Below are 20,683 nucleotides of genomic sequence, written 5' to 3'. Positions count from 1 at the left end.
ACCAATCATTTTTGTGTGAAACAGCGACCAGCGCCGAGGCCTTATTCTCCTAACGCATATCTTTCATGACGGCTGAAAACGCGTTAGGTTTCGGCTATGGACCTCCTACGCCAAAAACAGTCCGCGGCGACGCGCGGCTTTCTTGACGATCAGTTCCTGATTGCCATGCCGGGCATGAAGGACGACAGGTTCGCTCGTGCCGTCATCTATGTCTGCGCCCATAGCGATGAAGGGGCCATGGGCCTTATCATCAACCAGAGCCAGCAACTGATGTTTCCAGATCTGCTGGTGCAATTGGGCATTCTTGACGAGAGCGAGGCAATCCGCCTGCCGCCGCCCGCGCGCGATTTCGTGGTGCGCAATGGCGGCCCGGTGGATCGCAGCCGCGGCTTCGTGCTGCACACCGACGACTACAGGGTCGAATCCTCGCTGCCGATCTCGGCTGACATCTGCCTTACGGCGACCGTCGACATATTACGCGCCATTTCATCAGGGCGCGGGCCGCGCAAGGCGCTGATGATGCTGGGTTACGCCGGCTGGGGCGCCGGCCAGCTCGAAAGCGAGATCGCCGCCAATGGCTGGCTGACCTGCCCGGCCCAACCGGATCTCCTGTTCGATTCCGATATCGACCGCAAATATGACCGGTTGCTCGCCTCGATGGGTGTCCATCTGGCACATCTCAGCCAGGAAGCCGGTCACGCCTGAGCCAGAGCATTTTGCAGCCAAGTGGAATCACTTCGCGTTGCATAAATGCGGCTAAAACAAGCAGATAGAGCAACGGTACTGCATCCGTCAGGATGTTTGTTGCTCTATCGGATATTGCTCTTTCAGCATTTTGAGCACCTGATCTGCGGCGATCGGCGGGCCGAACATGAAGCTCTGGCCATATTCGCAACCCATCTGGCGCAGCTGCAGCGCATCGCTCTCATCCGAAATGCCTTCGGCAACGACCGACATGCCGAGGTCATGCGCCATGCTGACCATGGATTTCAGCAAGACTGTGCGCTTGGGCGAGGAATCGTCGAGGAAACTTTTGTCGATCTTGATCGTGTCGAAGGGGTAGCGGGTAAGGTAGGAAAGCGAGGAGAAGCCGGTCCCGAAATCATCGAGCGACAGGCCGATGCCCAGTTTCTTGAGCTTGTTGAGCACATGGGCGCTCTGTTCGGGGTTGTCCATGACCAGCGATTCTGTGAGTTCCAGGCGGAAGCACCGCGCCTTGAGGTTTGCCCGCGCGACGACCGAGCGCACGTCGCTGACCAGATCGCGGCGGATAAGCTGCCGGCTGGACAGGTTGACCGAGACGGATAGCGGCGCGTCGCTGATCTGCTTTTGCCATTCGGCAAGATCTTCGGCGGCGCGCTGCATGGCAAACAGGCCAAGCTGGACGATAAGGCCGCAATTTTCCGCAACCGGAATGAAATCGGCCGGGGGGATCGAACCGCGGCGGGAGTGATCCCAGCGCAATAGCGCCTCGAAGCCGGCGATGCTGCGATCTTCCAGGCGGATGATCGGCTGGTAGGCGAGGGTGAATTCCTTGCGCTCGACCGCGCGGCGCAGATCCGATTCGAGTTGCAGGCGGTCGGTGCCGACCGAGCGGAACGCGGGCCGGAACGGCTCGATCCGGTCGCCGCCGAAACGCTTGGCCTGATGCATGGCAAGTTCGGCATCCTTGACCGTGTCTTCGGCCGAAGCCTGCGATGCCGTCCAGGTGATGAGCCCGATCGAGGCCGTCAGCACGATCTCGTGCTTGGCGAAAGTGATCGGCGCGCGGATCGCCTGCTTGATCGCATCGGCGACCGCCGCGATGCGGGCCGGGTCCACTTCCGACAGAAGCATCAGCGCGAACTGGTCGCCGGTGAAGCGCGAGAGCGAATCCCTGGGCTTGAGCAGACGATGAAGCCGTCTTGCGATGGTCAAAAGGATGGTATCGCCCGCCGAAATGCCGAGGCTGTCATTGACCTGCTTGAAGCGGTCGATGTCGATGACAAAGACGGTCGGACGAATCTTTTCCTCGGTCTTGGCGATCGAGATGATCGCTTCAAGCCGGTTCATGAACAATTCGCGGTTGGGCAATCCGGTCAGATTGTCATGGACGGCGTCATGCAGCAGGCGCTCCTCGGCCTTTTTCTGCTTGGTGACATCGACCAGCGTACCGACGCAACGGATCACCTCGCCATCCGAGCCGATCACCGGCCGGGCGCGCAGCGCAAACCAGTGATAGTGGCCGTCGGCGCCGCGCAGGCGGAAGTTCTGCGCCACGCGCCCGCGCCGGTGCTCCAGAACGATGTCGAGCGTGGTGCGGAAATTGTCGCGGTCGTCGGCATGCAGAACCGGCAGCCAGTTGCGCGCAGCCCCACCGAGGCTGTTGGGGGTGAGGCCGAGTTGCAGGCTGATATCGGGCTTGGTGACGACGCGGTCGCGAAGCACGTCCCAATCCCAGACGATGTCGCCCGCGCCGACCACGGCCAGTGCCTGCCGCTCCAGGTCGCTGAACAGACCCTGCTGCAACGCGCCGCCGGAAAAGGCATGCTGCATCACCGTGAAGCCGATCAAAAGGATGATGAGGATCATGCCGCCGCCAAGGGCCGGCTGGACGATGTCGTTGTCGAGCATGCCGGTGACCGCCATCCAGGCGCCGCACAGCCACAAAAGCACCATCACCCAGCTGGGGATGAGCATGATGGCGCGGTCATAGCCGCGAATGCCGAGCGAGACGATAAGGCCGATGCCGAGGATGGCGGTGGCGGCAAATGACAGTCTGGCAATGCCCGCGGCCACCGCCGGATCGATGATCGCCACGCCGGCAATCAGCACGAGACCGCAAATCCACACGAAGGCGCCATAACTGAAATGGCCATGCCATCGGTTGAGATTGAGATAGGCGAACAGGAACACGACAAGCGTCGCCGCAAGACCGATCTCGGTACTCGCCCGCCATATCTGCTCGCTGCCGGGCGAAATCGCGATGACCTTGTTGAGGAAGCCGAAATCGACCGAGATATAGGCAAGGACCGCCCAGGACAGCGCCGCCGTGGCCGGAAACATAGAGGTGCCCTTGACCACGAACAGGATGGTCAGGAACAGCGCCAGAAGGCCGGAGATGCCGATGACGATGCCGCGATAGAGCGTGTAGGAATTGACCGAATCCTTATAGGCTTCGGGGTCCCAGAGATAGACCTGCGGCAACCTTGGCGAAGCGAGTTCGGCAATGAAGGTGACGACTGTTCCGGGGTTGAGAGTGACCAGGAAGACGTCGGCATCGGGGCTTGCCTGCCGGTCGAGCGCAAACCCCTCGCTGGGGGTGATTGCGGCGATGCGGCTCGAGCCTAGGTCGGGCCAGAACAGGCCGGAATTCACCAGGCGGAAATGCGGTGCGACGATCAGCCGGTCGAGCTGCTGTTCGGTGGTGTTGGCCAGCGCAAACACCGCCCAGTCGCCGCTGGAGCGGGCGTCGTTGGCTTCCACCTCGATGCGCCGCACGATCCCGTCCGGCCCCGGTGCCGTCGAAACCTGGAAGTTCTCACCCTGGTTGCGATAAATCTCCACCGCGCCTGAAAGGTCCAGCGCGACGTCGTCGCGCGCGATCTTGATGGGCTCGACGGCGAATGCCGAGGCCGCAGCAAACAGGCTTGCGACAAGGGCAAGGATAAGGGCCAGCATGCGCCCGGTTGGAAAGAGAACCGCCAAAAATCAACCCTTTGTCCAGCCGCCGTTCCGATCCTGCGCGATCAGGGCGTAGAGGTAATGGTCATGCCAGTCACCGTTGATCCGCAGATAGGATCGTAACAGCCCTTCACGCCGAAATCCGGCTTTTTCAAGCACGCGGATGGAACGCGAATTGTCGGGAATACAAGCAGCCTCGATCCGGTGCAACCTCAGTGTGTCGAATGCGTGGTTGCAGAGAAGCAGCACCGCTTCCAGCATCAGGCCCTGGCCGGCGAACTGTTCGCCGATCCAGTACCCGATCTGCGCGTTCTGTGCCACGCCGTGGCGGATATTGCCGAGCGTGATGCCGCCGACCAGCTTGCCGGAGAAATTGTCGAAGATGAAGAAGGCCATGGCGTGACCGCTGGCGAAATCCGCACGGTAGCGGTTGAGGCGCCGCCGCCAGGCGCTGCGTTCCAACTCATTGGAAGCCCAGCGCGGTTCCCATGGCTCCAGGAAGGCGCGACTTGCCCCGCGAAGGTCCGCCCATTCCTGGTAGTCGTTGGCCTGGGGCGCCCTCAGGCTGATGCGGTTGCCTTTAAGCGCCGGAAAATCACGGCGGAAAAAAGGAAACGCAAACATCGGCCTGACTGCTTCGGTTTACACGGCAAGCCTGCGAGTGCCGCCATTGGCATCCGGCAACGCTGCGTGGATGGCCTCGTAGGGTGCCAGTGCTCCGACAGGCCCGACAGCGGCTATCGTCGGCTTGGTGGAGAACAGCCGCGCCGACAGGTCGGTCAGCCGGTCGATGGTCAGGTTTGCAAGCCGTTCCATCAACTCTTCCTTGGCGATGGGGCGGCCGAAGAGGAGAAGCTGGCGGGCGATCTGCGAGGCCCGGCTGGATGCGCTCTCCCCCGACATGATCAGCCCGGCGCGATATTGCGCCCGCGCCCGGTCAAGCTCGTCCTGGCCGATGCTGGTGCCGGCCTTCTCGAGCTCGGAGATGATGACAGGCACCAGTTCGTCGATATTGCCCTGTCCGGTTGCCGCATGCACGCCAAACAGGCCGGTATCGGAAAAGCCCCAGTGAAAGGCATAGACCGAATAGCAGAGCCCGCGCTTTTCGCGCACTTCCTGGAACAGGCGGGACGACATGCCTCCGCCAAGGATCATCGACAGCACATGGGAGGCGTAGAAGTCGCGCACATGATAGGCGCGGCCTTCGAAGCCGAGCACGATCTGTGCGTCCTGCAGGTCGCGATGCTCGCGATAATCGCCGCCGACATATTGGGCATATTGCGGCACGACGCCGTCGGCCTTCGCCCGGAAGCCGCCCAGCCGCTTCTCGACCTCCCGCACGAAGGCATCGTGCTTGATGTTGCCGGCAGCCACCACCACCATTTTTTCGGCGCCATATTGCCGCTCGATGAAGGCATGGAGCTGCTTTGAGGTGAATGACTGGACCGTTTCGGCCGTGCCGAGAATGGAGCGCCCGACTGTCTGGTGGCGAAAGGCGGTTTCGGTGAAATGATCGAAAACCACGTCGTCGGGAGTGTCGTGGGCGGCGCCGATCTCCTGCAGGATGACGTGCTGTTCGCGCTCCAGCTCACCGGGATCGAACTTCGATTCCGTGAGGATGTCGGCCAAAAGATCCATGGCCAGCGGTACGTCGTCACCAAGCACGCGGGCATAAAACGACGTCGTCTCGACGCTCGTCGCCGCATTGATCTCTCCCCCGACATCCTCGATCTCGGAGGCGATCTGGAAAGCGCTTCGCTTGTTTGTCCCCTTGAACGCCATGTGTTCAAGAAGGTGGGCCATCCCATGCTCGTTGTCGTGTTCGTTGCGGGCTCCTGATTTCACCCACACGCCCAATGCGACGGATTCGATACTTGGAAGGGTTTCGGTGGCGACTGTCAGGCCGTTCGACAGACGGCTTACCTCAACACCCATATAGACATCACTCCCTAGAGCATGTTGCAGCCGAGTGGGATCACTTGGCGTCGCATACATGCGGCAAAACCAACAAATTAGACCATGATGTCGTCCGAAAACCGGTTCCCGCTTTTCGCTGACGCGGTCCTTCGGTTCGGCATCATGGTCTAACGCGTCGCCCGCGCGTGGCGACCTATGTGATCTTCCACCATATTCAGCGCAGATGGAAGTGTCACATATTTTTCTGCCCGTTCCATCAGCCCGTCAAGCCATGCCGGCAATGCAGGCGTGATGCCGCTTGCTTCCTCGACCGCGGCGGGAAACTTTGCCGGGTGCGCGGTGCCCAGCACGATCATCGGAACAGTATGGTTGTCCTGCAAACCGGCGACATGGATTGCGGTGGCCGTATGCGGGTCGGCCAGATAGGAGCTCGCCTTCAGGGTGTCGCGGATGGTGGCGGCGGTTTCGCCCATCGTTGCGCGCCCGGCGTCGAATTCGGCACGGATGCCGGCAAGTGCGCCGGCGTCGATCGTGAATGCGCCGGATTGCTTGAGGCCTGCCATGTAGCGCCGCACCGCCGCTGCATCGCGGTTTGACGCCTCGAACAGCAGGCGCTCGAAATTGGACGACACCTGGATATCCATCGAAGGCGAGGTGGTGACGACGACGCCGCTGGTGCGGTATTCGCCGGTCGCAAGCGTGCGGGCGAGAATATCGTTGTCATTGGTGGCGATCACCAGCCGCTCGATGGGCAGGCCCATGCGCTTGGCGGCATAGCCTGCGAAGATGTCGCCAAAATTGCCGGTCGGCACGGTGAAGGACACCGGCCGGTCCGGCGCGCCAAGCGACAGCGCCGAGGAAAAATAATAGACTATCTGGGCCATGATGCGCGCCCAGTTGATGGAATTGACGCCCGAGAGCGAGACGCGATCGCGGAAGGCGTGATCGTTGAACATGGCTTTGACCAGGTCCTGGCAATCGTCGAAATTGCCCTCGATTGCCAGCGCATGGACATTGGCCGCGCTGGAAGTGGTCATCTGCCGCTGCTGGACCGGCGAAACCCTTCCATGCGGGAACAGCACGAACATGTCGGTGCGGTCGCGCCCGGCGAAAGCCTCGATCGCCGCGCCGCCGGTGTCGCCGGACGTCGCCGCCGTAATGGTCGCGCGCTGGCCGCGCTCGGCCAGCACATGATCCATCAGCCGGGCGAGAAGCTGCATGGCCACGTCCTTGAAGGCAAGCGTAGGGCCATGGAACAGTTCGAGCACGAAGCTGTTGGCGCCGGTCTGGACCAGCGGGCAGACGGCCTCGTGGCGGAAGGTGGCATAGGCCTCGCGCACGATGCGCTCGAAGGCGGCCGGGCTGATCTCGTCCCCGACGAAGGGCGTCAGCAGGCGGATCGCCAGGTCGGCATAGGAGAGCCCGCGCATGGCGCGGATTTCGGCGGCGCTGAATTGTGGCCATTGCTCGGGGATATAGAGGCCGCCGTCACGGGCGAGACCCGTCAGGATCGTATCCGAGAAGCCGAGTGCGGAGGCTTCTCCGCGAGTGCTGACATAGCGCATCTTCATCCGTCCGTAGCGACTAGTGGTTCGTTTCCAACATTTGCATCCCATTTCTATCCGACACCGGGGCAAATGTTGGAAACCGAGGAACCACTAGCAAGTTTATGGTTCTAGTGGAATTTTCGAATTTGACATTCGATCTTACGGCCGACATCAACCGGGCATCGAATGTCAAATTCATTCCACTAGGCCCGCATCTGCAATGCAAGCTGGTGAAAACTGCGTGCCCTCAGTCGCATTTTTGCCGCGCGGTTGCTATACAGCACCAGCTTTGCGAGAGGGAAGTACTGCATATGGTGTTTCGATTGATTGACCGTCGTTTTTTGACGGGGCTGGCAGTTTCTGGCTTTTTTATTGCAGTCGCAGGTTGCCAATCGACAAACAACAGCAACACGCTGGCTGCAGCCGACAGCCAGGAGCAGGCTAAGGTGAACGAGGCCGAACTCAGGGCGTATTGCCCGCCGATCACGCTGCGTGAAGGCACGGCCTATTTCAACACCTATGCCAAGGGCGGCCAGGACGATCCGGCGAAGGTCGTCTACCAGGCCTCCATTACCGATGTGACGCGAAGCTGCAGCCGGACCGATGGCACGCTGACGATGAATGTCGCGGTTGCCGGCAAGGTCGTGCCGGGCCCTGCCGGAGCGGCGGGCACGGTCAAGATGCCGATCCGGGTCGCGGTGGTTCGTGGCGACGAGGTGCTCTATTCCAAGCTGCACAATTTCCAGTCCACGATTACCGATACGTCCTCTGCGACGCAATTCGTCTTCAACGACCCGGCGGTGAGCATCCCGATCCCGGCCGAGCGGAACCTGCGCGTTTATGCCGGCTATGACGAAGGCCCGCCCAAGAAGCAGTGACGCTGGAGCATGATCCCGAAAAGTTGCAACTTTTCGGACAAGATCATGCTTCAATAATAAAGGCTCAGATCGAGATAGGTCATCTCGATCTGAGGGGCTCAGGCGTCTTCCGACCATTCGGCAAGGGCGGCGATGACCCCATGCAGGTCGGCCCAGCGGCGGATGACGGTTTCGGCACCCGCCTCGGTCAGGACATCGGCATGACCGGGATAGCTGTGCGAGCCGCCGGTGAAGCCGATCACCCGCATGCCGGCCGCCTTGGCGCCGGCAATTCCGTGGATGGAATCCTCGATCACGAAAGTGCGCGCCGGGTTGGCCCCGAGCGTGGTGGCGGCATGGACAAACACGTCCGGCGCCGGCTTCGGTTTTTTGGTCGGCGTTTCGCCGGCTGCGAAAATCCGGCCTGCAAACAGCGGCAGCAACCCGGTCTTGCCGAGCATCAATTCAAGCCGGTGCATGCGGGAATTGGAGCAGACGCAGCGCTTGACGCTGACGCCCGCGGCCGCCTGATGCGCGCCCTCGACGGCCCGGACCTCGTTCTTCAGCCGGCGGTCGAGCAGCGTTTCGATCTGATCGATCATTGATGCCTGGAACGGGATCTGCGCCTGCTTCTCGATGCGCAGCAATGTGTCCTTGAAAGTCAGCCCGGCATAGGTCTCGGCCAGCTCTGCCGCCGAGATCGGATAGCCTGCCTCGGTCAGCAGATCGGCTTCCACGCGGGCTGCGATGATTTCGGAATCGACGAGAACGCCGTCGCAATCGAAGATGATCAGGTCAGGCTGGGTCATGAAAATCCATCGGAAGGCAAAGGGGAGGAAGGCCAGCATCGGTGAGCGAGCATTTGCGGCGGGCATACACCATGGCGCCGGAGACGGCAAATCCGCCGCCCCGCTTCATTAAAAATTTACGCCATTGGGTAACCATAACGGAAAGTAAAACAGTAACGCGTGATCCGGGTATCAGAATGTCTGCCTTGCGAGCCGTCGCCGACCAATCTCATCAGCAGAAGGCCGAATGGCTGGACAGGATCCACAAGGGGGATTGCGTTTCGACCCTTGAGAAACTGCCGGAAAAATCGGTGGACGTGATCTTTGCCGATCCGCCCTACAATCTCCAGCTCAATGGCGACCTGCACCGGCCCGACCAGTCCAAGGTCGATGCCGTCGATGACGAGTGGGACCAGTTCGACAGTTTCGCCGCTTATGATGCCTTCACCCGCGCCTGGCTTTTGGCCGCGCGGCGCGTGCTGAAGCCCAACGGCACCATCTGGGTGATCGGCTCCTACCACAACATCTTCCGCGTCGGCGCCTCGATGCAGGACCTCGGCTTCTGGATCCTCAATGACGTCGTCTGGCGCAAGACCAATCCGATGCCGAATTTCCGTGGCCGCCGGTTTCAAAACGCGCATGAGACGATGATCTGGGCGTCGCGCGATCAGGCCTCGAAGGGCTACACCTTCAACTATGATGCGCTGAAGGCGGCCAATGACGATGTGCAGATGCGCTCGGACTGGCTGTTTCCGATCTGCACGGGCGCCGAGCGGCTGAAGGATGAGAATGGCGACAAGATCCATCCGACCCAGAAGCCGGAGGCGCTGCTGGCGCGCATCATGATGGCTTCCACCAAGCCCGGCGACGTGGTCCTCGACCCCTTCTTCGGCTCAGGCACGACCGGCGCGGTCGCCAAGCGGCTGGGACGGCATTTCGTCGGCATCGAGCGCGAGCAGGCCTATATCGATGCGGCCAATGAGCGGATCGCGGCGGTGAAGCCGCTCGATCGCGCCGACCTGGCCGTGCTGCCGGGCAAGCGGGCCGAGCCGCGCGTTGCCTTCGTCAACCTGATCGACAACGGCATCATGAAGGCGGGAACGACGCTCTACGATGCCAAGAAGCGCTGGGCGGCCAAGGTGCGCGCCGACGGCACGCTGGCGATCGGCGAACTGGCGGGCTCGATCCATCGTGTCGGAGCGCAGGTCCAGGGGCTTGAGGCCTGCAATGGCTGGACCTTCTGGCATTATGAACGCAATGGCGGCCTGACCCAGATCGACGAGTTGCGCCGGATCGTGCGGCTCGGAATGGAGCGTGCCGGAGCCTGATCCGGCAGCCATTCAATTCAGAGTTTACCGATGGGCCGGGCTCCAGTCACCGGCTGATCCCGAAACGCTCGAGGTCCGCCTCGAGCGTTTTGGCATTCTGGAACAGCACTGCCTGTCAGCCGGCGGCCCTGGCACCGTCGACATTCTTCTGGCTGTCGTCGATGAATAAAGTGGCCGACGGGTCGAGCCGGAAGGCCGTCGCGTGATGATCGTAGATCGCGCGGTCCGGCTTGATCAGCCCGATCTCGCCGGAAACGGTGATGCCGCGCGAGCTGTTGAGGAAGGCAAAGCGCTTGCGCGCCTCGGCGAATGTGTCGGCGGCGAAATTGGTCAGCATCGTCACGTCATGTCCGGCTTCGATCAGCGCTTCCATGATGGCGACGCTGTCCTCATAGGCGTGCGACACCATTTCGTGCCAGTAGCGGCGGAAATTGCGGATGTTTTCTTCATGCGCCGGATGTTCGGCGATCAGCAGGCTCTCGGCCTCCTGCCAGCTTCGCCCGCGATCCTGCTCGATATTCCAGTCGGAGGTGCAGACATTGGCAAAGAACCAGCGCCGCTCCGTTGCATCCGGAATGAGGCGGCTGAAGGGCAGGTCTGGATCGTAGTGGATCAGCACGCGGCCGATGTCGAAGACGATGTGGCGGATTTGGTTCATGAAACTCTCTTACGGGGGGAGGGTGGCTTGCGGGTCGCGCCGGGTATGGCCGCCTCGATGGCCTTTTTCATGACGGTCGGCAGCGCTTCGCCGTGGAGTCCTGTCAAAGGCGCCCAGAAATGGCCCTCGGGCACCGAAAAACGCTGAATTTCCGTCCGAAAAACGGTGAGTTCCAGCGTAAAATGGGTGAAAACATGCGAAATCGAGCCGGTTTTTTTCCAATTCGCGGCAAAAGGAGCGGCATCTGCGCTGGTCTGGCCGTCATTTCGCGCCGTCCAGCCGGTGGTCGGAACCTCGCTCATGCCGCCGAGCAGCCCCTTGTCCGGGCGCTTGCGCAACAGGATGGCGCCGTCGCTCAGGACGACAAAGGCGGCACCCCGGCGCAAGGGTTTTTCGAGCTTGGGCGCTCTCACCGGCAGCAGTTCCGGATCGCCCCGAGTGAGCGCCAGGCAATCTTCGCGCAGCGGACACAGCATGCAGCGCGGGCGGCGCGGCGTGCAGATGGTGGCGCCGAGGTCCATCATCGCCTGGGCGAAGTCGCCGGGCCGCTCGGAGGGCACGAGGGTTTCCAGCAAAGGACGGATTTCCGCCTTGGCATCGGGCAACGGGGTGGCGATGGCATAAAGGCGCGCCATGACCCGCTCGACATTGCCGTCCATGACGGCGGCGGGCCGCCCGAAGGCGATGGAGGCGATGGCGGCGGCGGTGTAGGGGCCTATGCCGGGCAGGGAAAGCAGCGCTTTTTCCGTATCCGGAAAGCTGCCGCCACCGGCCGCCACCAGATCGGCGCAGGCCTTGAGATTGCGGGCGCGCGAATAATAGCCGAGCCCCGCCCAGGCCTTCATCACATCGTCGGTTTCGGCATCGGCAAGCGATTCGACATCCGGCCATTGTTCCAGAAATTTGCGGAAATAGGGTTTGACCGCCTCGACAGTCGTCTGTTGCAGCATGATTTCTGATAGCCAGACGTGATAGGGGTTGGGACGGGCACCTGCGGCCAATTGGCGTGGCGGCACGCGCCACGGCAGCTCGCGGTGATTGGCGTCGTACCAGCGCAGGAGATGCTGCGCGATGTCGCCACGGGACGGTTCGCCGCTCTTGCGGCTGGTAGCGGGTGATGCCATTGATCGTCTATTGAGCCTGGGTGGTGTGGCAATCTTTGGAGACGGACATGGCAGGGAAAAGGCCCTACGGCAATCCCGTTCCGGTCAGCGATCTCGCCACCCAAATCCTCGACCCGGTGCTGCGCAAGCGGGCCGGCATCTCGGTGGAACTTGTCCAGTCATGGGAAGAGATCGTCGGGTCGCGGCTTGCCGGGCGCACAAGGCCCGAAAAGATCCAGTGGCCGAGGCGTCTGCATGAAGACGATCCGTTCGAGCCGGCGGCGCTGGTGATCGCCTGCGAGGGCGCTGCCGCGCTTCATCTGCAGCATGAGACAGGCGAGGTTATCAGCCGCGTCAACGCGTTCCTGGGATTCACGGCGATTGCCCGTATCCGGATCGTGCAAAAGCCGATGACCACGAGTGCGCCGGCCCTGAGACCGATGCCGCGCAGCCTGAACGCAGGCGAGAAGGCGAAGCTGGCGCAGACGGTCGGCAATATCGAGGATGAAGGCCTGCGCGCCTCGCTCGAACGCCTTGGCGCGACGATCATCGGCACGCGCAAGCCCTCCCGCCCATGATTTGTGAAAGTCCCGTACTCGCGCTTTAGTGATCGGTTGTTGACACTTGGCGATTGGATTGGGGATGGAGATGCCTTAATTCGCGCCGAGTCTCGCTTTTTGGTGCCCTAGTGGAATGAATTTGACATTCGATACCCGATTGATGTCGGCCTCGCAATCGAATGTCAAATTCGAAAATTCCACTAGAATCATAAACTTGCTGGTGGTTCTTCTGTTTCCAACATTTGCCCTCGCGCCTGATACAAATGGGATGCAAATGTTGGAAACGAACCACTAGCATCGCACAATCCAAGGATAGTCAGGTGATTCGCATGATTCGTTCCATTCCGCGCAGAACTGTTCTTTCTTCCCTGGCGCTTCTGCCGGCAGCTATCGTGCTTGCCTCCTGCAGCGATTCCAGCGACCAGGAAGCTGCGCCCAAGACCGAACCGGCAACGCCTGCCGAAACCGCAAAGCCAGCCGCGCCGGCAGTCGCCGCGCCGCAGCCGCAGGGCACTGTCGACATGGCCAAGCTGCTCGAGCCCGGCGCGCTGCCGGACAAGGTGCTCGGCAAGGACGACGCGCCGGTGACCATCGTGGAATATGCCTCGATGACCTGCAGCCATTGCGCGCACTTCGCCAACACCACCTTTCCCGAGTTGAAGACCAAGTATATCGACACCGGCAAGGCGCGGCTGATCTTCCGCGAATTCCCGTTCGATCCGCGCGCCGAGGCAGGTTTCATGCTGGCGCGCTGTGCTGACGACAACTATTTCGCTATGGTGGACGTGCTGTTCAAGCAGCAGGAAAGCTGGGCCGGCGTGGCCGATGCCAAGGCGGCACTGCTGCAAATCGCCAAACTGGCAGGTTTTTCACAGGAGTCCTTCGAGGCCTGCTTGACGGACCAGAAGCTTCTGGACGATGTGAGAGCAGTACAAAGACGCGGCTCGCAGGATTTCGGGGTCGACTCCACCCCGACATTCTTCATCAACGGGAATATGTATAAAGGGGCACTGTCTATTGAGGAAATGTCGGCGATTATCGACGGCATGCTCTGACGGCTCGGCCATGCCGGGGCGCTTGCGCCCCCTTGCGCCCGCGGTCGAGAGGCCGCGCGCATGAAATTTTCCCGCCTGCGCCTTCTCGGTTTCAAGTCTTTCGTCGAACCGGGCGAGTTCGTGATCGAACGCGGGCTGACCGGCGTGGTCGGCCCCAATGGCTGCGGCAAATCCAACCTCGTCGAGGCGCTGCGCTGGGTGATGGGCGAAAGCTCGTACAAGAACATGCGCGCTTCTGGCATGGACGACGTGATCTTCTCCGGTTCCGGCACGCGGCCGGCGAGAAACACCGCAGAAGTCACGCTGTTTCTCGACAATTCGAACCGAACCGCGCCGCCTGCCTTCAACGATGCCGACGAATTGCAGGTATCGCGCCGCATCGAGCGCGAGGCAGGTTCCGTCTATCGCATCAACGGCAAGGAAGCCCGCGCCAAGGACGTGCAGCTGCTGTTTGCCGACCAGTCGACCGGCGCGCGCTCGCCCTCGATGGTCGGGCAGGGGCGGATTGGCGAACTGATCCAGGCCAAGCCGCAGGCGCGCCGGGCGCTGCTGGAAGAGGCCGCCGGCATTTCCGGCCTGCACACGCGCCGCCATGAGGCCGAACTGCGGCTGCGCGCGGCAGAGCAGAACTTGGAACGGCTCGACGATGTGGTGGGCGAACTGGGCGGCCAGATCGAGAGCCTGAAGCGCCAGGCGCGGCAGGCCTCACGCTTCAAGAATCTGTCGGCCGATATCCGCAAGGCCGAGGCAACGCTTTTTCATTTGCGCTGGGTGCAGGCCAAGGCACAGGAAGGGGAGGCGCGGTCCGCTCTTGCCCAGGCGACCTCGCTGGTCGGCGAGCGGGCGGCAGCCCAGATGAACGCGGCCAAGGACCAGGCGGTCGGTGCGCATCGCCTGCCCGAATTGCGCGAGGCGGAAGCCGCCGCCGCGGCGGCCTTCCAGCGTCTGTCGATTGCCCGCACGCAGATCGAGGACGAGGCCGGACGTATCCGCTCCCGGCAGGCCGAGCTTGAGCGCCGGCTGCAGCAGCTCGACGCCGACATTGCCCGCGAGCGGCAGATGGTAAGCGACAATGCCGATATCCTTGCCAGGCTCGATGCCGAAGAAAGGGAACTGAACAGCGAGAATGCCCGCGCGGCCGATCGCGAGGTCGAGACACGTTCGGCTTTCGAGGAAGTGACGGCAACGCTCGTCTTGAGCGAAAGTACGCTGTCCAAGCTGACGGCCGAGCGCGCCGAGGTGGCCGCATCGCGAACCCAGATCGAGCGCATGCTGCGCGATGTCGCCGAGCGGCGGGATCGCTTCGTGCGGCAACTGGCGGATGTGGACCGCGAACTGGCCGGCATAGCGACGAAAATCGCCGGGCTAGCCGACCCTGCCGAGAAAAAGCGCCTGGCCGACGAGGCGCAGGCTGCGCTGGAGCAGGCGGAGAGTACGGCGACAGCGGCGGAAAAGGCCGTGGGCGCGGCGCGGGCGGCGGAAAGTGCGGCGCGTGCGCCGGTGCAGGAGGCGCGCGCCGCATTGGCGCAGATCGAGACGGAAGCGCGCACGCTGGCGAAAATCCTCAATGCGGCGAGCGGCGACCTGTTTCCGGCCGTGCTTGAGCAGATCAAGGTGGAGCGCGGCTACGAGACCGCGCTCGGTGCGGCCCTCGGCGAGGATCTCGACGTGCCGCTGGACCACAGCGCGCCTGCCTATTGGGGCGACAGCGAGCCGGTGGCGGGCGATCCGGCTTTGCCGCAAGGCGTGCGCAGCCTGGCCGAAGTGGTGCGTGCGCCGCGCCAGCTTGCCCGTCGTCTCGCCCAGATCGGCATTGTTGAGGCCGCCGATGGCGCGCGCCTCCAGCCCTTGCTGGCATCGGGGCAGCGGCTGGTAAGCCGCGAGGGCGCGCTGTGGCGCTGGGACGGGTTGACGGCCAGCGCCGATGCACCGACTGCCGCCGCACAAAGGCTCGCGCAGAAGAACCGCCTGGCCGAGCTCGATGCCGAGGCCATAGAGGCAACGGTGAAGCTGCGCGCGACCGAGGAGGCGCTGACCGGTGCCGAAGCTGCCGTGCGCCAGCGCGGCGCTGAGGAGCAGCAGGCCCGGCAGGCCTGGCGTGATGCGCAGCGGGCGGTTGGCGAAGCACGCGATGCGCTGGCGCGGGCCGAAAAGGCTGCCGGCGAACTGGCAAGCAGGCGTGGCGCGCTGGACGAGGCGCGCACCCGCATAGAGGCGGACAGGCAGGAGGCGGCAGCAAGCGTCGCAGAGGCCGAGGAGCAGATCAAGACCGCGCCCGACTTGCGCGACCTGCAGTCGAGGCTTGATCAGGCGGCCGGTCATGTCGGTCGCGACCGCGCGGCGGTGGCCGATGCCCGTGCGGCCTATGAGGGGCTGAAGCGCGAGGCCGAAGCGCGCCGGCGCAGGCTGGAGGCAATCGAGGTCGAGCGGAAGAACTGGAAGTCGCGGGCAGAGAATGCGGCGGGCCAGATCGCCGCCCTTGGCGAGCGGCGTGGGGAAGCCGCCATCGAGATCGAGAGACTGGCCGAGGCGCCTGACGAGATCGATGCGCGCCGCCGGGCACTGCTGACGCAATTGGCGCAGGCCGAAACCTTGCGCAAGACGGCGGCCGATCAGCTTCAGGAAGCCGAGACGCGGCAGGCGGCGCTGGACAAGGCGGCGACTGCTGCAATCCAGGGACTGTCGGAAGCGCGCGAGGCAAGGGGGCGCGCCGAAGAGCGGCTGACGGCTGCCGATGACCGTCGCAAGGAGATCGAGGCGCGTATCCGCGAGGCGCTGAACACCGAGCCGCATCTGGCAATGCGCCAGACCGGGCTCGAGGCCGATGCGCCGCTGCCGGAGGCCGGCGAGGTCGAGCGGCATCTGGAGCGGCTGAAGCTTGAGCGCGAACGGCTCGGCGCGGTCAATCTGCGCGCTGAGGAGGAGCAGAAGGAGCTTTCCGACCGGCTGGAGACGATCGTTTCGGAGCGCGAGGACATCATCGAGGCGATCCGCAAGCTGCGGCAGGCGATCCAGAGCCTCAACCGCGAAGGGCGCGAAAGGCTGCTGGCGGCTTTCGATGTGGTCAACAATCAGTTCCAGCGCCTGTTCTCGCATCTGTTCGGCGGCGGCACGGCCGAACTGCAACTGATCGAATCGGAAGATCCGCTGGAAGCCGGGCTGGAAATCCTTGCCCGCCCGCCCGGCAAGAAGCCGCAGACAATGACCCTGCTTTCCGGCGGCGAGCAGGCGCTGACGGCCATGGCGCTGATCTTTGCGGTGTTTTTGACCAATCCGGCGCCGATCTGCGTGCTGGACGAGGTCGATGCGCCGCTGGACGACCACAATGTCGAGCGCTTCTGCAATCTGATGGATGAGATGGCGCGCACCACCGAAACGCGCTTCGTGGTCATTACCCACAATCCGATCACCATGGCGCGGATGAACCGGCTGTTCGGCGTGACCATGGCCGAGCAGGGCGTCAGCCAACTGGTGTCGGTGGATTTGCAGACCGCCGAGCAACTGCGCGAAGCAAGCTGAAAGCTGCTTGCCGCTCAGGCAATGTCATCGGCTCTGTTGCTGTGAATTGGCTGGGGCGGGAGGGTTCGAACCTCCGAATGGCGGTACCAAAAACCGCTGCCTTACCACTTGGCTACGCCCCAAAACCGAGCGGCGGACACATGGACAAAGCCAGACTGCCACTCACTCTGTTCGTTTTGCCGCATTTCTGCGACGCCAAGTGATTCCACTTGGCTGCAAAATGCTCCCGCCCGAGTCAGGCTTGAGCGGCCTTATATTCAGTGTGAGCGAAAAGCACAATCGCCGCAAATCCGCAGATGTGGAAATTCAGCGTCGATGCAGGAGCCAGGCAGGGCATGGATTATTCGCCCCAGACCGCCAGTTCGTTGCCGGCCGGGTCGGTGAAATGAAAGCGGCGCCCGCCGGGGAAGGAAAAAATCGGCTTCACGATTCTGCCGCCGGCATTTTCGACCGCCTCCAGCGTTTCCTCCAGATTTTCCGAATAAAGCACCGGCAGCGGCTTGCCCGTGCCGTCGCCCGGGTCTGAATAGAAGCCGCCTTCCAGGCCCTCGTCATAGGCTGAGTAGCTCGGCCCGTAATCGGTAAACGACCAGGAGAACGCCGCGCTGTAGAACGCCTTCACGCTGTCGAGCGTGCCGCCGGTAGCGGGCATCTCCAGATAATCCAGCTTGCCGGTCCTTTTCATCGGAGGCCTCATTGTTCTTGATATGTTCTAAATGGATGGCCGACAAAATGCAAGAGTTGTGCGGCATATATTCTGTTAATCGATTGTAGGAGTGGGCAGTCGGCCAGAATGGTTGCGTTTCGCAACGCAGCAATTTATCGCTTCGCAGACTTGTCGGGCCGGTAGCGGCAAGGCGGCGATGAATGCGAGGAGTGATCATGACCAAGTGGGTCTACACCTTTGGCGACGGGGCTGCGGAAGGGCGCGCTGGCGACAGGAACCTGCTGGGTGGCAAGGGCGCCAACCTGGCCGAGATGTGCAGCCTGGGGCTGCCGGTTCCGCCCGGTTTCACCATCACCACCGAGGCCTGCAACTGGTATTACGCCAATGGCCAGGCCTATCCGGCGTCATTGCAGGCCGATGTGGCAAAGGCGCTGGAGCATATCGGCGCGCTGACCGGCCGCAATTTTGGCGACCCGGAGAAGCTTTTGCTGGTGTCGGTGCGCTCGGGCGCGCGCGCTTCCATGCCCGGCATGATGGATACGGTGCTCAATCTTGGCCTGAACGATGTGACGGTCGAGGCGCTGGCTGCCGATTCCGGCGATGCGCGCTTTGCCTATGACAGCTATCGCCGCTTCATCCAGATGTATTCCGACGTGGTGATGGGGCTGGACCATGAGGTCTTCGAGGAGATTCTGGAAGAGGAGAAGGCACGGCTCGGCCACGATCTCGACACCGACTTGACGGCGGCCGAATGGCAGCATGTGATTTCGCTCTACAAGGCCCGCATCGAGGAGGAACTGGGCAAGCCCTTCCCGCAGGAGCCGGGCGAGCAGCTCTGGGGCGCGATCGGCGCGGTGTTCTCCAGCTGGATGAACCACCGGGCGATCACCTATCGCCGCCTGCACGACATTCCCGAAAGCTGGGGCACGGCGGTCAATGTCCAGGCCATGGTGTTCGGCAATATGGGCGACAGCTCGGCGACCGGCGTTGCCTTTACCCGCAATCCGTCGACCGGCGAGAACCTGCTTTACGGCGAGTTCCTGGTCAACGCGCAGGGTGAGGACGTGGTGGCCGGCATCCGCACGCCGCAGAACATCACCGAGCAAGCCCGCATTGCCGCCGGCTCCGACAAGCCCTCGTTGCAGAAGCTGATGCCCGAGGCGTTCGCGACCTTCATGGAGATTTCCGAGCGCCTGGAAAAGCACTATCGCGACATGCAGGACCTCGAATTCACCATCGAGCGCGGCAAGTTGTGGATGCTGCAGACCCGTTCGGGCAAGCGCACGGCCAAGGCGGCGCTGAAGATCGCCGTCGATATGGTGGCGGACGGGCTGATCAGCACTGATGAGGCGGTGACCCGCATCGATCCGACCTCGCTCGACCAGCTGCTGCATCCCACGATCGACCCCAAGGCCGAACGCAACGTCATCGCCATGGGACTGCCGGCCTCGCCGGGTGCTGCGACCGGCGAACTGGTCTTCTCGTCGAACGAGGCCGAGGAAGCCCGCGCCATTGGCAAGAAGGTCATCCTGGTTCGCATCGAGACGAGCCCCGAGGACATCCACGGCATGCATGCCTCAGAAGGCATCCTGACGGCGCGCGGCGGCATGACCAGTCATGCGGCCGTGGTGGCGCGTGGCATGGGCAAGCCCTGTGTTTCAGGCGCCGGCACGCTGCGCATCGATTATAAGGCCGGCACGCTGTCGACGCTCGGCACAACATTGCGCAAGGGCGACATCGTCACCATCGACGGCAGCACCGGCCAGGTGCTGAAGGGTGCGGTGGCCATGCTGCAGCCCGAACTTTCCGGCGATTTCGCCGCGATCATGGAATGGGCCGACAATATCCGCCGCATGAAAGTGCGTACCAATGCCGAGACGCCGGCCGATGCGCGCATGGCGCGGACCTTCGGCGCCGAAGGCATCGGCCTGTGCCGCACCGAGCACATGTTCTTCGAGGGCACCCGCGTCGTTGCGATGCGCGAAATGATCCTGTCCGACACGGAAAAGGGACGCCGCGCCGCACTTGCCAAGCTTTTGCCGATGCAACGCTCGGATTTCCTCGAACTGTTCGAGATCATGGCCGGTCTTCCGGTGACGATCCGCCTGCTCGATCCGCCGCTGCACGAATTCCTGCCGAAGACGGATGAGGAGATCGAGGAAGTGGCCGGGGTCATGGAGGTCTCGGTCGACAAGCTGCGCCAGCGCACGGAGGAACTGCACGAATTCAACCCGATGCTCGGCCATCGCGGCTGCCGGCTCGCCATCACCTATCCGGAAATCGCCGAAATGCAGGCGCGCGCGATTTTCGAGGCGGCTGTTGAAGCCGGCAAGAAAACCGGCAGCCCGGTCGTGCCCGAAATCATGGTGCCGCTGGTGGGGCTGAAGCGCGAATTCGATTTCGTCAAGGCGCGGATCGATGCGGTGGCCAAGGCCGTGGCGGACGAAACCGGTGTCGCGGTCGAATATCTCACCGGCACGATGATCGAACTGCCGCGTGCGGCACTGCGCGCTGACCACATCGCCGAGACGGCGGAGTTCTTCTCCTTCGGCACCAATGACCTGACGCAGACCACCTTTGGCATATCACGCGACGATGCGGCCTCCTTCCTGGAAATCTATCGCCAGAAGGGCATCATCGAGCAGGACCCGTTCGTCTCGATCGACCTGGAGGGCACCGGCGAACTGATGCGCATCGGTGCGGAAAAGGGCAGGGCGACGCGCCCTGAAATCAAGCTCGGCATCTGCGGCGAGCATGGCGGCGACCCGGCGTCGATCCGCTTCTGCGAAGAGGTCGGGCTGGATTATGTCTCCTGTTCGCCGTTCCGCGTGCCGATCGCACGGCTGGCGGCCGCGCAGGCAGCGGTGAAGCGCTGATTAGCGGACAGGGTGCGGCTTTAAAAGGAATCGCCCTCTATGCTGCCGGGATCTTTCCTCTGTTTCGGCAGGGCAATCGCATCTGGCACGATCTACCCCCACTCCGCCTCGCTTTGCTCGGCACCTCTCCCCCTCAAAAGGGGAG

At 62.7% G+C, this 20,683-nt stretch carries 14 protein-coding genes, 1 tRNA gene and 1 pseudogene; 7 read left to right on the top strand and 9 right to left on the bottom strand.

Annotation, left to right across the window (positions count from 1 at the left end):
• Window positions 1-96 precede the first annotated feature (96 nt).
• Window positions 97-705, top strand: a complete 609-nt coding sequence (locus EET67_RS05545) for a YqgE/AlgH family protein (protein ID WP_128625225.1) — start codon at window positions 97-99, stop codon at window positions 703-705.
• 87 nt (window positions 706-792) lie between these two features.
• Here EET67_RS05545 and EET67_RS05540 read toward each other — a convergent pair whose 3' ends face one another.
• From EET67_RS05540 to thrC, 4 genes are all read right to left on the bottom strand, one after another.
• Window positions 793-3,660 carry an EAL domain-containing protein gene (locus EET67_RS05540; protein ID WP_128625304.1) on the bottom strand — a complete coding sequence of 956 codons (2,868 nt, stop codon included), beginning with the start codon at window positions 3,658-3,660 and terminating at the stop codon, window positions 793-795.
• Window positions 3,661-3,690: 30 nt separating this feature from the next.
• Window positions 3,691-4,287 carry a GNAT family N-acetyltransferase gene (locus tag EET67_RS05535; protein WP_128625224.1) on the bottom strand — a complete coding sequence of 199 codons (597 nt, stop codon included), beginning with the start codon at window positions 4,285-4,287 and terminating at the stop codon, window positions 3,691-3,693.
• 18 nt (window positions 4,288-4,305) lie between these two features.
• Window positions 4,306-5,598, bottom strand: coding sequence for a M16 family metallopeptidase (locus tag EET67_RS05530; protein ID WP_128625223.1), 1,293 nt, complete (start codon window positions 5,596-5,598; stop codon window positions 4,306-4,308).
• Between the two features lie 149 nt (window positions 5,599-5,747).
• The gene (thrC, locus tag EET67_RS05525; protein WP_128625222.1) at window positions 5,748-7,145 is read right to left on the bottom strand and encodes a threonine synthase; all 1,398 of its coding nucleotides are present in this window, start codon (window positions 7,143-7,145) and stop codon (window positions 5,748-5,750) included.
• 428 nt (window positions 7,146-7,573) lie between these two features.
• Between thrC and EET67_RS05520 the strand changes: the two genes are divergently transcribed.
• Window positions 7,574-8,005: a hypothetical protein gene (locus EET67_RS05520; RefSeq protein WP_245450743.1), complete on the top strand. Its 432-nt coding sequence runs from the start codon at window positions 7,574-7,576 to the stop codon at window positions 8,003-8,005.
• A gap of 98 nt (window positions 8,006-8,103) precedes the next feature.
• On the opposite strand, the gene EET67_RS05515 is transcribed toward EET67_RS05520, so the two are convergent.
• Complete coding sequence (locus EET67_RS05515; protein ID WP_128625220.1) at window positions 8,104-8,793, bottom strand: HAD family hydrolase; 690 nt, start codon at window positions 8,791-8,793, stop codon at window positions 8,104-8,106.
• A 176-nt stretch (window positions 8,794-8,969) separates the two neighbouring features.
• On the opposite strand from EET67_RS05515, the gene EET67_RS05510 reads away from it, so the two are divergent.
• Window positions 8,970-10,100 carry a site-specific DNA-methyltransferase gene (locus EET67_RS05510; protein ID WP_128625219.1) on the top strand — a complete coding sequence of 377 codons (1,131 nt, stop codon included), beginning with the start codon at window positions 8,970-8,972 and terminating at the stop codon, window positions 10,098-10,100.
• Between the two features lie 46 nt (window positions 10,101-10,146).
• On the opposite strand, the pseudogene EET67_RS05505 reads toward EET67_RS05510, so the two are convergent.
• Window positions 10,147-10,758: pseudogene (locus tag EET67_RS05505) on the bottom strand (HAD family hydrolase).
• Window positions 10,755-11,882: an A/G-specific adenine glycosylase gene (mutY, locus tag EET67_RS05500; protein WP_128625218.1), complete on the bottom strand. Its 1,128-nt coding sequence runs from the start codon at window positions 11,880-11,882 to the stop codon at window positions 10,755-10,757. Before mutY ends, EET67_RS05505 begins: the two are co-directional and overlap by 4 nt.
• A 47-nt stretch (window positions 11,883-11,929) precedes the next feature.
• On the opposite strand from mutY, the gene EET67_RS05495 reads away from it, so the two are divergent.
• The 3 genes from EET67_RS05495 to smc all read left to right on the top strand — a co-directional run bounded on the left by EET67_RS05495 (window position 11,930) and on the right by smc (window position 16,995).
• Window positions 11,930-12,439 carry a DUF721 domain-containing protein gene (locus tag EET67_RS05495; RefSeq protein ID WP_128625217.1) on the top strand — a complete coding sequence of 170 codons (510 nt, stop codon included), beginning with the start codon at window positions 11,930-11,932 and terminating at the stop codon, window positions 12,437-12,439.
• A gap of 311 nt (window positions 12,440-12,750) precedes the next feature.
• Window positions 12,751-13,476, top strand: coding sequence for a DsbA family protein (locus tag EET67_RS05490; protein WP_128625216.1), 726 nt, complete (start codon window positions 12,751-12,753; stop codon window positions 13,474-13,476).
• 60 nt (window positions 13,477-13,536) lie between these two features.
• Complete coding sequence (smc, locus tag EET67_RS05485) at window positions 13,537-16,995, top strand: chromosome segregation protein SMC (protein ID WP_128625215.1); 3,459 nt, start codon at window positions 13,537-13,539, stop codon at window positions 16,993-16,995.
• Between the two features lie 47 nt (window positions 16,996-17,042).
• On the opposite strand, the gene EET67_RS05480 is transcribed toward smc, so the two are convergent.
• Window positions 17,043-17,117 (bottom strand) — tRNA-Gln (locus EET67_RS05480).
• Window positions 17,118-17,335: 218 nt separating this feature from the next.
• Window positions 17,336-17,680, bottom strand: coding sequence for a VOC family protein (locus tag EET67_RS05475; RefSeq protein ID WP_128625214.1), 345 nt, complete (start codon window positions 17,678-17,680; stop codon window positions 17,336-17,338).
• A gap of 197 nt (window positions 17,681-17,877) precedes the next feature.
• On the opposite strand from EET67_RS05475, the gene ppdK reads away from it, so the two are divergent.
• Window positions 17,878-20,538, top strand: a complete 2,661-nt coding sequence (ppdK, locus tag EET67_RS05470; protein ID WP_128625213.1) for a pyruvate, phosphate dikinase — start codon at window positions 17,878-17,880, stop codon at window positions 20,536-20,538.
• Window positions 20,539-20,683: the final 145 nt, after the last annotated feature.

Origin of the sequence: Borborobacter arsenicus (assembly GCF_003934165.1) — a bacterium.
GTDB lineage: Bacteria > Pseudomonadota > Alphaproteobacteria > Rhizobiales > Rhizobiaceae > Pseudaminobacter > Pseudaminobacter arsenicus.
Note: the sequence above shows the minus strand (reverse complement) of the source record. Positions and strands in the feature narration are given on the sequence as shown.

Excerpts from the sequence above, each read along its gene's own strand:
- EET67_RS05545 (WP_128625225.1), top strand. The coding sequence starts at position 97 with ATGGACCTCCTACGCCAAAAACAGTCCGCGGCGACGCGCGGCTTTCTT.
- EET67_RS05540 (WP_128625304.1), bottom strand. The coding sequence starts at position 3,660 with ATGCTGGCCCTTATCCTTGCCCTTGTCGCAAGCCTGTTTGCTGCGGCC.
- EET67_RS05535 (WP_128625224.1), bottom strand. The coding sequence starts at position 4,287 with ATGTTTGCGTTTCCTTTTTTCCGCCGTGATTTTCCGGCGCTTAAAGGC.
- EET67_RS05530 (WP_128625223.1), bottom strand. The coding sequence starts at position 5,598 with ATGGGTGTTGAGGTAAGCCGTCTGTCGAACGGCCTGACAGTCGCCACC.
- thrC (WP_128625222.1), bottom strand. The coding sequence starts at position 7,145 with ATGCGCTATGTCAGCACTCGCGGAGAAGCCTCCGCACTCGGCTTCTCG.
- EET67_RS05515 (WP_128625220.1), bottom strand. The coding sequence starts at position 8,793 with ATGACCCAGCCTGACCTGATCATCTTCGATTGCGACGGCGTTCTCGTC.
- EET67_RS05510 (WP_128625219.1), top strand. The coding sequence starts at position 8,970 with ATGTCTGCCTTGCGAGCCGTCGCCGACCAATCTCATCAGCAGAAGGCC.
- mutY (WP_128625218.1), bottom strand. The coding sequence starts at position 11,882 with ATGGCATCACCCGCTACCAGCCGCAAGAGCGGCGAACCGTCCCGTGGC.
- EET67_RS05495 (WP_128625217.1), top strand. The coding sequence starts at position 11,930 with ATGGCAGGGAAAAGGCCCTACGGCAATCCCGTTCCGGTCAGCGATCTC.
- EET67_RS05490 (WP_128625216.1), top strand. The coding sequence starts at position 12,751 with ATGATTCGTTCCATTCCGCGCAGAACTGTTCTTTCTTCCCTGGCGCTT.
- smc (WP_128625215.1), top strand. The coding sequence starts at position 13,537 with ATGAAATTTTCCCGCCTGCGCCTTCTCGGTTTCAAGTCTTTCGTCGAA.
- EET67_RS05475 (WP_128625214.1), bottom strand. The coding sequence starts at position 17,680 with ATGAAAAGGACCGGCAAGCTGGATTATCTGGAGATGCCCGCTACCGGC.
- ppdK (WP_128625213.1), top strand. The coding sequence starts at position 17,878 with ATGACCAAGTGGGTCTACACCTTTGGCGACGGGGCTGCGGAAGGGCGC.